Source organism: Streptomyces sp. NPDC045967, from assembly GCF_056430495.1.
The window spans coordinates 52,430-64,322 of sequence record NZ_JBWKLE010000017.1; the positions used below are offsets into that span (position 1 = coordinate 52,430).

Sequence of the window (11,893 nt, forward strand, 5' to 3'; positions counted from 1 at the left end):
AGGGACGGCAGGCTGCGGCTCGGGCACGTGGGGCGCACCGAGCATACCGACCGGTTGGGACGGAGGGGAGGGGGCAGCGGCGGCCGTGTGGCGAGGCGCAGCCGCGGGGCCCGCGGTCAGTCCAGTACGCGGGCCAGGTAGGCGTGCATCATCGCGCGGGTTTCGGCGACGATGCCGGGATCGCCGGCCGGGTCGGTCCGGAAGGCCAGTTGGACCAGCGCGTCCGTGGCTTCGACGGCGACGAGCACGGCCCGGCGCAGCGTGGCGTCCGGGGTCAGCCCGAGGTGGTCGCAGAGCAGTTCGGTGAGGCGGGCGGCCACCTGGTGGTTGGGGTGGTCTTCCGGGCCCTCGGGCGGCGGAGCGGGCACGCCGAAGTCGACCAGGGCGAAGCCGGGCACGCTCCGCTTCATGACCAGGTACTCGTCCAGGACGGCGTCGACCACGGGCCGCCAGTGGGTGGCGGGGAGGCCGGCGAGCCGATCCGCGATGCCGTCGGCGTACCGGTCGAGGTTGCGGTGGGCGAGGGCGATGGCCAAGGCCCGCTTGTTGCCGAAGAAGCGGTAGACCGAACCGATGGGCACGCCGGCGCGCTGGGCGACGGCGCGGGTGCTGAGGTTCTCGTACCCGGTCTCGTCCAGGAGTTCGGCGCAGGCGTCGAGGATCCGGGCGAGCCGGTCGGCGCTGCGCTGCTGGATCGGGGTGCGGCGCAGGGAGGGGGCGGGAGGCACGGGGTCCATCATGCCGGTCCTCGCTTCCGTGTCGAGCGCGGGCTCAGTTCAGCAGGAGGCTCAGCCCTCCGAGGGTGTAAGTGATCATCAGCGCGAGCAGCGGCAGCTGACCGGCCACCGCCCTCGCCGGCGGGAAGAGGCGCACGGACCGGTCGTGAGCTGCGACGACGCCCAGCACGTGGCCGGTGACGACGGCGATGACCTGGAGGGCCGCGAGGCCGCCGGGACCCAGCGGTGGAGCCGGTGCGGGGGCGTTGTCAGTGCCGAGTGCAATGGTTACTGTGCGTGGTCCTTCGGTGACGAGAAGGGAGAAGTAATGAGCGACGAGATAGCCGAGTGCGATCGGCACGAGTGAGTGCGCGAAGGCGGTGAGCGGCTTTGGGTGCGGGCCGCTGACCAGGCGGGTGGCCGCCGCGCAGAGGCAGTACAGGGTGGCGACGAGGGCGATGGAAGCGAGCAGTCCGAGCGTGGCCGTGGAGGTGCGGCCCAGGGGGGAGGTCTGGAGGACGTCGATCCAGGAGGGGTTGTCGGAGAAGCCGTCGTAGGCGGTGGAGCCGAGCAGGACGCAGACGGTGGCGACGAGCCCGGGCCGCTCGGGTGTCGCGTCGAGTCCGTGGAAGGGGTTGCGGAGCACCAGCAGGCCGTCGCTTCGGCGGCCGAGGGGGGAGAGGCGGGCGAGGAGGGCGGAGTACACCTCGAAGGCGTCCGCGTCGTCGAACCAGCGCTCGCCGAAGCGGGCGGCGAAGAGCAGGTGGGCGGTGGTGTAGGCGGCGAGCGCGATGAGGAGGGTGGTGGTGGATGCGGGATCGGGAGCGACGAGCTCGAGCCAGGTGAAGGCGAACAGCCCGGCGGCGGCCGGCCATTGACCGAGCCGGGCGGGAAGGGAGTGGGGAACGGGGAGGGGCGGGGGAACGGGGAGTGGCGGGGGAACCGGGGCGGGGCGGTCCGGGTCCGTGGGGTGGTGGCGAAGGCGGTAACGGTGGCGGTCGCGGGCCCGGGTGAGCAGGCGGTGCAGGGTCCGGAGCGGGTTGAACAGGCGCCAGACGGGGCCGAGGAGGAGGGAGGCGGGGACGAGTCCGACCCAGAAGAGGACGTAGACGGCGCCGGGGGCGGGGTTGCGCCCGGGGTCGTTCGGACCGAGCAGGAGGTGGAGGAGAACGGCGAGCGTGGCGGCCAGGCCGAGTCCGCGCAGGGCGATGCGGGTGGCCGGTGCGTCTGCGGCCCGCTGGAGGGCGGCGGGCAGTGGGCGGCCGGAGCGGTCTCCACGGAATCGGGAGGTGGACCAGAGCAGGCCCAGCGCGAGGAAGGAGACGAAGAGTGCGGTGAAGGCACCGGCGAAGGCGTAGAAGGGGGAGATCGGCAGATCGTGCTGGGACCCGATCCCGTGCGCGAGGGTGGTGAGCGGTTCGTCGGCCCGGTACGGGACCATGCCCGGGCCGACCCCGCCACCACCGGCGCTCGGAAGGGAACCCAGCCCCAGCACCGGCGGCGTTACGGGCTGGCCCGGGGTCACCATCGCCCAGCCCTGAGGTCCACCGTGCCGTGACCCCTGCGGGGCGCGGGACACTCGCAGCCGGGCGGCCGGCGGCCGTCCGGGGACCCGGTCCCAGCACCCCGGGCCGGTTCCCCGCCGCGCGCGGCTCGAGCTGCCATGGAGACCACGGGCTGCTTTGTCGGTGCCGACACCGGCGCTGCCTGCGGGTGCGGGGCCGGAAGCAGGCGCGGCATACGGACCGCACCCGGTCTCCGCACGCCCACCGGGTGCGGGCGCGGGCGCGGGGTCGGGTGCGGGGTCGGATGCGGGGTCGGCATCGGCTTGGGCATCGGTGTCGGCGTGGGCGCGGTCATCGGACCAGGAGCTGGGTCAGGACGAGACCGGACGCGTGGGTCTCGACCTCGAAGAGGCCCGTGCGGTCGACCGTCAGGATCAGGGTGGCCTCCTGGCCTGCCGGGAGGGCGAGTTCCTTGTCGTAGCCGTGTACGTGGAGGGTGTCCGCGCGGTCGCTGGTGACGCGCAGGGCGACCCGTTCGCCGCGCCGCAGCTCGGTGCGGGCGGGAGCGGGGCTGACCTTGCCGTCGCGCACGGTGACGGTGACCGTGCGGTCGAGCTGCTCCGACGGCGTGCTGCCGGGGTCGTGGCCGTGGCCGCCGGCGTCGGGTGCGGTGGCCTCGGCGGTGAGCGGGGCCGTGCCCTCGACCGGCTTGCCGGACACCGCCCAGGCAGTGTGGTCGTCGGCGTACAGGCGGACGGTCAGGGTGTGCGTGCCCGCGGGGACCTGGGTGGCGGACAGGTGGAACCAAGGGCCGTACAGCCGGGCCAGTTTGCGGCCGTCGAGCTCCAGGTGGGCGTGGCCCGCACCCGGGAGGGCTGCGCCGCCGGCGCTGTCGGGGGTGAAGCGGAAGTTCTTCACCGCCAGGTGGAGGTTCCAGCCGTCCTCCGAGTCCGGGCGGGCGGTGAGCCGCACCTCCGGCGCGCCCTCCGCCGGCACCTCGCGGAGCCGGTGGCCGGTGCCGCCCTCGGCGGGGAGCAGGGTTCCCGCGTTCCCGGAAGCCTGCTCGTGGGTGGTGCCGGGCTTGTGGTGGGTGGTGGCCCGCCCCCCGCAACCCGTCGCCGCCCCGCAGACGAGCAGCAGGAGCAGGACGAGCAGCGCGGGGGCGGGGCTGCGGCGAGCAGTCACGGCTGGCCTCCCGGGGGCCTCACGAGGAAGCCCGGTCGGACTCCCGAGGGTCAGGTGTCGGACCGCCCTGGCCGAGCGGTGGCTTCCGGGTCCGGCGGTCACGGCTGGGCCCCTGCTCCCGGGGGCGGGGCCGGGGGTCCCGGCGGGCTGCCGGGGGCGGGGCGAGCGCACCCGGCTGGGCCGCTCTCCACGGGTCGCGGCCGGGGTCCCGGCCGGGCCGCGGGAGGGCACAGTGCGCGGACCCGGCTGGACGGCGGCCGCGGGAATCGGCGGGCCGGGGCTCACGGCTGGGCCGCCGGAGGTGGGGTGGGCGGCTGTTTGGCGGGGGCGGGGGCGAGGTCGGGTTCCGCGGTTGGAGAGGGGGTGGTTGACCGCTCGGCGGCGGGTCGGGCGGGGTGGCCCGGCGGGGTGTCGCCGGGGGCGGAGGTGATGCCCGGGGCTGACGGGTGGGACGGGGTTGCGGGGCGGGATGAGGCGATTGTTGCCCACAGAATCCAGATCACGGCGAGGAGGGACCGTAGCCAGGCGGGGCTCAGCGGGGTCCACGGGATCATCAGGACGGCCTTGTCGAAGGCGTCCAGCAGGGTCAGCGCGGCGAGCAGCAGGGTCAGGCGGGCCAGCCAGGGGCGGGTCGGGCGCAGGGCCAGTCCGGCGCCCAGCCACCACAGGCCGAGGAGGAGGAGAGCCAATGCGGGGACGGGAGTGGAGACCAGCGGGGTCGTGGAGCCGGCCACGTCCAGGGCCAGGCCCGCCAGTCCCAGGAGGGAGGCCACCGTGCCCAGGTGCGAGCCGCGCAGCCGGCGCCACCACAGCACCCCGCCGACCAGGAGCAGGACGGCCGCCACGGCCAGCGCGATCTGGGTCTCGACCCGTTCCGGACCGCGTGCGCCGTACCAGTCGCAACCGGCCGGGAGTCGGCGTGCCTGGACGCTGTAATCCGCGCAGACGAGCAGCTGGACCAGCTTCACCGGTTCACCGACCAGGCGGGCCGACGCGCCGGTGACGTCGCCGCGTGCCTTCCCGCACCGGGGCACGGCACCCGGGCTGGAGCCGTCGGGCCCGTCCTGCCAGCAGTTGCCGCGGCCCTGGCCGTCCCACCAGACGTCCATGCCGTTGGGGCGGGAGGCGCCGGACTTGTCCCGGCCCAGGTGGTTGCCCGCGTACCGGTTGTGGTGGGAGGTGTCGGCCTGCTTCGACCACTGCTCCTCGCCGCGGATGAAGGCGGGGACGGCACTGAGGTAGAAGCCGGCACGCCGGTGGCCGTACACCCAGTTGTCCTCGTACAGGTTCCAGTTGCCGCCCGCGGTGATGATGCCGGTGCCCGGCGGCATGGAGATCTGCGGGCAGACGACGCCGCGCTCGTAGCCGCGCTCGGCCGGCGGCTTGGCGCAGGTGCCGTCGGCGACGTACCGGTAGTAGTCCTGGTTGTTGTCGTGGATCAGGTTGCGTTCGAACTTGGCATGGTTCTGCGGGAGTCCGGGATGCCCGGGGAAGGCGCTGTCCATCGAGGCGCCGCCCATGTTGTGGTCGAACTCGTTGTCGTGCACCCACACCGAGTCCCCCGCGGTGCCGGAGTAGCCGACCATGTTGTGGTGGCTGCGGCAGCCGGTGATCTCGATGGAGTAGCGGGGTACGTCGTAGCCCCGGCCGTCGTTGATGTCGGAGGCGCTGCCGGGGTAGATGCCGGAGTCTCCGTTGCCGTACGACTCGCAGTTCTTGTAGAGCCCGTGGTCGCTGGCGAAGGTCAGGAAGCCGTACTCGTCGTTCCACCGGGTCAGGACGTCGTCGATGACGAAGCCGTCGCCCGCCAGCACGTACAGCGAGTTGAAGGTGGTGCGCTGCGCGGTGAAGTTGCGGAAGTAGATGCCGTTGGACTTGTCGGCGCGCAGGGCGTTCAGCTTCTGGTACTTGGCGTCGATCACCACGTCGAGGCGTGAGGCCCCGGTGCCCTCGATCTGGAGGTTCGTCTTGCCGAGGATGGCGACGAGGTTCTGATTGTGGCGGCAGGCCACCTGCTGCTCGTAGCTCAGGATCTGGTAGCCGAGCGAGGAGTCGGGGGCCTTCAGGTCGGCGCACTCCCCCGTGGGCTTGCCCAGGGAGGGCTCCTCCTCGTAGAGCCCGGGGAGGATCGCGATGTTCATCCCGGGCCGGTCCACCGCGTCGACCGCCTGCTGGAGGTGGCGGTAGCCGGTCTTCTCGCAGCGCTCGTACAGGGCGAGGTTGCGCTGCTTGAGGTCCTCCGGGAAGGCGGATATCCGGCGTTCGAACTCGGGGCGGCCGGTCTTGCAGACCAGGAGGTCGGGCTCGGCGGCGCGGTATGCGGGGACGGAACCGGAGCCGTCGGGGAAGGTGACGGGGCGCTCCTCGTGCGCGCGGGCGGCGGGCGCGGCGGCGAAGAGGGTCAGGAGGGCGAGCAGGGCGGCGAGAAGCGCCGCCGGCACGGCAGGGAACCTGCGGGTCCACGACATGCGCGTGAGAGTAGAGCATTGTTCATCTTTTGTGAGCCCCCCGCGCACCGATCCGTGTCCGGGAAGGGAGCCCGGTTCCGGGGAGGGAGCCCGGTTCCGGGGACTCGGTGTCCGAGGGAGCCGGATCGGGGGGAATCGGCGTCCGGGGAATCGGTCCGCAGTCGCGCGACTCCCTGGGAGTCGGGGGTCGCGTGACCCCAGGGGGTCGGGCGGTCGCGTGACTCCCAGTCGGCCGGCGGGAAGTCGGCCGTCCGCCGCAGGGGCACCGTTGACGTGCGCGCCGCAGAATCCTACTGTCAGCCATAGGATTCCTCGACGGAGCGGGAGCAGCACATGAGCGAGCAGGCCAGGAAGACGGCGGAGGGGCTGGAGTACCTCACCGGCTTCGGCAACGAGCACAGCTCGGAGGCCGTCCCCGGCGCACTGCCCCTCGGCCGGAACTCGCCCCAGCGCGCACCCCTGGGCCTGTACGCCGAGCAGCTCAGCGGTTCCGCCTTCACCGAGCCGCGGAGCCGCAACCGCCGCTCGTGGCTCTACCGGATCCGCCCCTCGGCGGCGCACCCGGCCTTCACCCGCCTCGACAACGGAACCGTGCGTACGGGCCCCTTCACCGAGCTGCCGGCCGATCCGAACCGGCTGCGCTGGAACCCGTTGCCCGACCCGGCCCCCGGCACCGACTTCCTGGCCGGCCTGTGGACCCTCGGCGGCAACGGCGACGCCACCCAGCGCACCGGTATGGCCATCCACCTCTACGCCGCCAACGCCTCCATGACCGACCGGGTGTTCAGCAACTCCGACGGCGAGCTGCTGATCGTCCCCGAGCGCGGCGGGCTGCTGCTGCGCACCGAGTTCGGTCTGCTGGCCGCCCGGCCGGGCGAGGTCGCCCTGATCCCGCGCGGTGTCCGCTTCCGCGTGGAGCTCCTGGACGCCGACCCGGGCGCCCACACCGGCACCGCCACGGGCACGGCCCCGGCCACCGCCCGCGGGTATGTATGCGAGAACTACGGCCAGCCCTTCGAGCTGCCGGACCTCGGTCCGATCGGCGCCAACGGCCTCGCCGCGGCCCGCGACTTCCGGGCCCCGGTGGCCGCGTACGAGACCCCCGACCTGCTCGACCGCCCGACGCAGGTGGTCAACAAGTTCTGCGGCAACCTGTGGTCGGCCACCTACGACCACTCCCCGCTCGATGTCGTCGCTTGGCACGGCACCCACGTCCCGTACGTCTACGACCTGCACCGCTTCAACGTGCTGGGGTCGATCAGCTACGACCACCCCGACCCGTCCGTCTTCACGGTCCTGACCTCGCCCTCCGACACCCCGGGGCTGGCGGGCGTGGACTTCGTGGTCTTCGCGCCCCGCTGGCTGGTCGGCGAGGACACCTTCCGTCCGCCGTACTTCCACCGCAACGTGATGAGCGAGTACATGGGCCTGATCGAGGGCGCCTACGACGCCAAGGCGGAGGGCTTCGTGCCGGGCGGCGGCTCCCTGCACAACATGATGTCCGCGCACGGACCCGACCGGGAGACCTTCGACCGGGCCAGCGCCGCCGAGCTGAAGCCGCAGAAGATCGACGACGGCCTGGCCTTCATGTTCGAGACCCGCTGGCCGATCACGGCCACCGCCCAGGCGGCCGGCGCGGAGCACCTCCAGCGCGGGTACGACGACGTGTGGCAGGGGCTGCAGCGCCACTTCCGCGCCTGACCTGCCCCTGCATACCCTGCGTACGCCGCGCGCCGCGCCAGCGCGGCGCAGTGTCGCCGACCAGCCGTACGGAGAACCAGCCGTGACCGCCTTCGCCCCCGACTCCCTGGTCCTGAACCGGAAACTGCCCCTCTGGTACCAGGTGTCGCAGTCCTTGCGCGCCTCGATACTCGGGCGCACTCCGGACGCCTCGCTGCGCCTGCCCACCGAGGAGCAGCTCGCCGAGCACTACGGGGTGAGCGTGCTGACCATGCGGCAGGCGCTCAAGGAGCTGGAGGTCGAGGGCCTGATCAGCCGGCACCGGCGGCGCGGCACGTTCATCGAACCGGGCGCGCGGCGCGGCTCACCGGTGCGGCTGCTGGGCTCGGTCGACGCGATCGTGGCCCAGCAGTCGGGCGACCGTACGACGATTCTCGGCCATGCGCGCACGGCGGTGTCCGGGGAGCTGCTCGAGCACTTCCCGGACACGGCCGAGGTGGTCACCTACCGGCGGCTCCGTCGCGATCCCGAAAGCGGCGAGCCGACGAACTGGGTGGAGAACGCGGTGCTGCCGGAGTTCGCCGAGGCGGTCGAGCTCGCCGATCTGGAGCGCTGGCCGATGACCAAGGTCCTGCGGGATGTCGTGGGGGTGCGGATCAGCCGGATCACCGACACCGTGGAGGCGCGTCTCGCCGACCCGGAGACGGCCGAGCTGCTCCAGGTCCCGTTGCTCAGCCCGATCCTGCACTACACGGGCGTCACCTACGACGAGGACGGCCGTGTGGTGGACGTGGCGCGCATCCGCTACCGGGGCGACCGGTTCTCGTTCACGGTGACGGTCGACGCGCACTGACGGGACGGGATGCCGGCGCCCGAGCCGGCCCGCCCTTCACCAGTTCTCGTCGCCGCCGTCGGTTCCAGCGGCCGCCGTCGGTTCCCGTCGGTTCCCCTCGCCGTCGTCACTTCTCGTCGTCGTCGCGGCCGCGCTCGCCCTCCGCCTGCGAGGGCGTGGTCCGCATCGTCTCGGGGTGCTGCTGCCTGCGCTGGACGTCGTCCATGTCCTCGTCGAGCCGCTCGCCCTCTGCCTGCGAGGGAGTCGAGTATTCGTCGTACTGACTCATGACCGTCCTCCTCGATCGCCACGGTACGCAGATGTCCGCGTATCCGTACATATGGAGCGTAGCGCTTCGGCCTGGACAGGGCCCGGCCGCCTGAGCCGTCGCTACCATCGGCGGCGTGAGCGCTGAGACACCCATGCCGGACCCGCTGCTGGACGACCTGATGCCCTGGGCCGTGGGCGGCCTGCGCCTGGGCCGGGACTGGGTCGCCGCGCCCGACCCGGCGGTCCTGCGCACCCGGTGGGCGGCTCTGGCCGGGGCCGCAGGGGCCGAGCGGGACCGCCTGTTCCGCCCGAGCCGCAGCCGGACGCCCGCGGCGGGGGCCGCCGCGCTGCCGGGGCAGCGTGCGGCGGCGACGGCCCGCTTCGCCGATGAGCCCGGGCCGTTCCCCGACCCCCTACGGGTGCTCCGCGAGCCCTTCGACGAGCAGTGGCTGCTGCCCGACCAGCGGCTGATCGACACGGCCCGCCCGGAGCTGTGGCGGGTCCTGGACGAGCACCAGCTCTTCCTGCTGGAGACTGCGGGCCCCGGCCCGCTGGTCACCGCGCACCTCCCCGCCGGCCGGCTGGGCCGGATCCGCCCGCTGCACCGGCGCCCGGGCGGCGCCGAGCCGAACCTCGCGCCCGGCCTGCTGCCGCTGCTGGGCGAGCGGTACGGCGGCTGGGTCACCCCGGAGGACGTCCTGTGCTGGATCCTCGCGGCGGGCCGCCCCGGCCCGCGCGGGTGCGAGGTCCCGCTGGCCGCCGATCCCGCGCGCTGGCGGGCCGGACTGGAGCTGGGACACCGGCTGCTCACGGTCCAGCTGCGCGGCGCACGCGGCGGTGAGCCGCCGCGGCTGCCGGGCGGGCGCCGCCCGTACGTCCGCTCGGCCATCACGACGTGGCCGGACGAGGTCGCGTACGACGCCGAGAGCGAGACCCTGAGCCTCGGCGGCGGGACCGTCTCCCCCGTTCCACCCGGTGCGTGGGAGTACGAGGTGCAGGGCGTGCGGGTGCTGGAGGCCTGGTTCGGCGCGCGTCGCGCGCACCGCGATCCGGCCGCCGACGGGCTGGAGGCGCTCGGGCCGGCGCAGTGGCCGCAGGGCTGGACCTCGGAGCTGCTGGCCCTGGTGACCACCTTGGCGCTGCTGGCCGACCTGGCACCGCAGCGGGCGGCGTTCGACCCGGGCCCCACCCTGTCGGCGAGCGGACTGCACGCGGCCGGGGTGCTGCCGCCACCGCGCTGGAGCCGGCGCCCGGCATCGGTCCTGGACCACCAGGAGGAGGGCCCGGGCGGCCAGTTCGCCCTGCTCTGACCGGGCACCGGACCCCCGCGCCGGACCGTTCCCCGCCCTGCGCCGTGCGCCCTGCGCGTCCCGGGCCCGGAGCTCCGGGGGTGACAGGACGGGCCCGGACGGGATAGGGATCGGTGCCATGGACACCGAAAGCGCCGCGCCCGAACGCCTGCCCACGCCCGAGCACCTGCCCACGCCCGAGCACCCGGCCGCACCCGGTCCCCTGGCCGCGCCCGATCCCCTCCCCCTCGCCGGGATCACCGTCGTCGCCGTCGAGCAGGCCGTCTCGGCCCCCTTCGCCACCCGGCAGCTCGCCGACCTCGGCGCCCGGGTGATCAAGGTCGAGCGCCCCGACGGCGGTGACTTCGCGCGCGCCTACGACACCGCCGCGCACGGTCTGGCCTCGCACTTCGTATGGGCCAACCGCGGCAAGGAGTCGCTCGCGCTCGACCTGAAGGACCCGCGCGGCCGGGAGGTCCTGCACCGGCTGCTGGCCGGCGCCGACGTCTTCGTGCAGAACCTCGCGCAGGGCGCGGCGGCCCGCCTCGGGCTCGACTCGGCGGCGTTGTGCGCGCGTTATCCGCGGCTGGTCGCCGTGGACGTCTCCGGTTACGGCGCGGAGGGACCGTATGCCCACAAGCGCGCCTACGACATGCTCGTGCAGTGCGAGGCGGGCCTGGTGTCGGTGACCGGCACCCCGGAGCGGCCCGTCAAGGCGGGCATCCCGGCGGCCGACATCGCGGCGGCCATGTACGCCTTCTCGGGGGTGCTCGCGGCCCTGCTGCGCCGCGGCGTCACCGGGCGCGGAGGCCGCGTGGAGGTGTCCATGCTGGACGCGCTCGCCGAGTGGATGGGGCATCCGCTGCACCACACCATGCACGGCGGCGAGCAGCCGGTGCGGACCGGCCTCGCGCACGCGGTGATCGCGCCGTACGACGCCTACGCGACGGCCGACGGCGACCGGGTGCTGCTGTCGGTCCAGAACGACCGCGAGTGGCGGCGTCTCGTGCAGCAGGTTCTGGGGCGGCCGGAGTTGGCGCAGGACCCGCGGTACGCGACGAACGCGGCGCGCACCGCCCACCGGGAGGAGACCGACGCGGTGGTGGGGCGGGCCCTGGGCCGGCTGGACGCGGCCGAGGCGATCGGCCGGCTGGAGGCGGCGGGCATCGCGTGCGCGCGGCTGAACTCGGTGGCGCAGCTGGCCGGCCACCCGCAGCTGGCGGCGCGCGACCGATGGCGTGAGGTGGGATCACCGGTCGGCCCGCTGCGGGCCCTGCTCCCGCCGATCGGCCTGCCGGGCGGCGCGGCACCGCACATGGGTGCGGTGCCCGCCCTGGGTGAACACACCGAGACCCTGCTGGGCGCCCTGGGGATGACGGGCGCACAGATCTCGGAACTGCGCCGGGAGGGTGTCGTGGCGTAGGGCCGGGGAGCCGGAGCCGGGCCGGAGGCAGCCGCGGTGCGGGTCAGTTACGAGCGGCGGCTGCCGAAGAGCGTGCGACGCAGACGGCGCAGCGGCGCGAAGAGCGAGACGCGCGCGCTCCGGCTCCGCAGGCGGTGCGTGTGGTCGCGGGAGGTGAGCTCGCGCATCAGCAGGGTCGCCTCGGCGCTCTCCCGGTGCGGGACGGCAGGTCCGCCCAGCACGGCGAGATGACGGTCGAGGCGCAAGCTGGTCGCGCCGCTGCCGCAGTTGATGGCAGGCACGCGGGGCGGCCTGCTGCGCATTGCTATCTGTTCCATGTTCTCTCCCCACCCGTACGAGGGCACCCGGCCCGGGCAGGTTAACCCTATCGTCCCCGCGTCGCGCTCGGGTATCCCGGTGGTGTGAATTACCCCTGTGTATAAGCGGAGTTGACGGTCACTCAGCGGAGTCGGTGGTTACTCTCCGCACAGGAGCGCCGATTTCGGCGACGCCTGGTCCGGGCCATGTCTCGGCAGGGGCCGTATC

10 protein-coding genes are annotated in these 11,893 nt (G+C 73.8%); 4 read left to right on the plus strand and 6 right to left on the minus strand.

The features are described 5' to 3' along the window. Nucleotides 1-116 precede the first annotated feature (116 nt). From AC07FY_RS26080 to AC07FY_RS26095, 4 genes are all read right to left on the minus strand, one after another. A complete protein-coding gene (locus AC07FY_RS26080) occupies nt 117-737 on the minus strand; it encodes a TetR/AcrR family transcriptional regulator (RefSeq protein ID WP_479010699.1) in 621 nt (206 codons plus the stop codon). A 34-nt stretch (nt 738-771) separates the two neighbouring features. Next, complete coding sequence (locus tag AC07FY_RS26085) at nt 772-2,157, minus strand: hypothetical protein (protein ID WP_479010702.1); 1,386 nt, start codon at nt 2,155-2,157, stop codon at nt 772-774. Between the two features lie 415 nt (nt 2,158-2,572). Then, the gene (locus AC07FY_RS26090; protein ID WP_479010529.1) at nt 2,573-3,406 is read right to left on the minus strand and encodes a cupredoxin domain-containing protein; all 834 of its coding nucleotides are present in this window, start codon (nt 3,404-3,406) and stop codon (nt 2,573-2,575) included. A 281-nt stretch (nt 3,407-3,687) separates the two neighbouring features. Continuing rightward, on the minus strand, nt 3,688-5,874 hold the full coding sequence (locus AC07FY_RS26095) for a right-handed parallel beta-helix repeat-containing protein (RefSeq protein ID WP_479010532.1): 2,187 nt from the start codon (nt 5,872-5,874) through the stop codon (nt 3,688-3,690). A gap of 333 nt (nt 5,875-6,207) precedes the next feature. Here AC07FY_RS26095 and hmgA point away from each other — a divergent pair, with 333 nt between their 5' ends. Continuing rightward, nucleotides 6,208-7,575, plus strand: coding sequence for a homogentisate 1,2-dioxygenase (gene hmgA / locus AC07FY_RS26100; protein ID WP_479010535.1), 1,368 nt, complete (start codon nt 6,208-6,210; stop codon nt 7,573-7,575). Nucleotides 7,576-7,657: 82 nt separating this feature from the next. After that, nucleotides 7,658-8,407: a GntR family transcriptional regulator gene (locus tag AC07FY_RS26105; protein ID WP_479010538.1), complete on the plus strand. Its 750-nt coding sequence runs from the start codon at nt 7,658-7,660 to the stop codon at nt 8,405-8,407. 106 nt (nt 8,408-8,513) lie between these two features. Here AC07FY_RS26105 and AC07FY_RS26110 read toward each other — a convergent pair whose 3' ends face one another. Then, complete coding sequence (locus AC07FY_RS26110) at nt 8,514-8,675, minus strand: hypothetical protein (RefSeq protein WP_479010540.1); 162 nt, start codon at nt 8,673-8,675, stop codon at nt 8,514-8,516. Nucleotides 8,676-8,808: 133 nt separating this feature from the next. Here AC07FY_RS26110 and AC07FY_RS26115 point away from each other — a divergent pair, with 133 nt between their 5' ends. Together AC07FY_RS26115 and AC07FY_RS26120 are read left to right on the plus strand one after the other, a co-directional pair. Next, complete coding sequence (locus tag AC07FY_RS26115; RefSeq protein WP_479010704.1) at nt 8,809-9,966, plus strand: type ISP restriction/modification enzyme; 1,158 nt, start codon at nt 8,809-8,811, stop codon at nt 9,964-9,966. 118 nt (nt 9,967-10,084) lie between these two features. Then, nucleotides 10,085-11,368: a CaiB/BaiF CoA transferase family protein gene (locus AC07FY_RS26120; RefSeq protein WP_479010543.1), complete on the plus strand. Its 1,284-nt coding sequence runs from the start codon at nt 10,085-10,087 to the stop codon at nt 11,366-11,368. Nucleotides 11,369-11,415: 47 nt separating this feature from the next. On the opposite strand, the gene AC07FY_RS26125 is transcribed toward AC07FY_RS26120, so the two are convergent. Then, nucleotides 11,416-11,685 carry a hypothetical protein gene (locus AC07FY_RS26125; protein ID WP_479010545.1) on the minus strand — a complete coding sequence of 90 codons (270 nt, stop codon included), beginning with the start codon at nt 11,683-11,685 and terminating at the stop codon, nt 11,416-11,418. Between the last annotated feature and the right edge of the window lie 208 nt (nt 11,686-11,893).

Excerpts from the sequence above, each read along its gene's own strand:
- AC07FY_RS26080 (WP_479010699.1), bottom strand. The coding sequence starts at position 737 with ATGGACCCCGTGCCTCCCGCCCCCTCCCTGCGCCGCACCCCGATCCAG.
- AC07FY_RS26085 (WP_479010702.1), bottom strand. The coding sequence starts at position 2,157 with ATGGTCCCGTACCGGGCCGACGAACCGCTCACCACCCTCGCGCACGGG.
- AC07FY_RS26095 (WP_479010532.1), bottom strand. The coding sequence starts at position 5,874 with ATGTCGTGGACCCGCAGGTTCCCTGCCGTGCCGGCGGCGCTTCTCGCC.
- hmgA (WP_479010535.1), top strand. The coding sequence starts at position 6,208 with ATGAGCGAGCAGGCCAGGAAGACGGCGGAGGGGCTGGAGTACCTCACC.
- AC07FY_RS26110 (WP_479010540.1), bottom strand. The coding sequence starts at position 8,675 with ATGAGTCAGTACGACGAATACTCGACTCCCTCGCAGGCAGAGGGCGAG.
- AC07FY_RS26115 (WP_479010704.1), top strand. The coding sequence starts at position 8,809 with ATGCCGGACCCGCTGCTGGACGACCTGATGCCCTGGGCCGTGGGCGGC.
- AC07FY_RS26120 (WP_479010543.1), top strand. The coding sequence starts at position 10,085 with ATGGACACCGAAAGCGCCGCGCCCGAACGCCTGCCCACGCCCGAGCAC.
- AC07FY_RS26125 (WP_479010545.1), bottom strand. The coding sequence starts at position 11,685 with ATGGAACAGATAGCAATGCGCAGCAGGCCGCCCCGCGTGCCTGCCATC.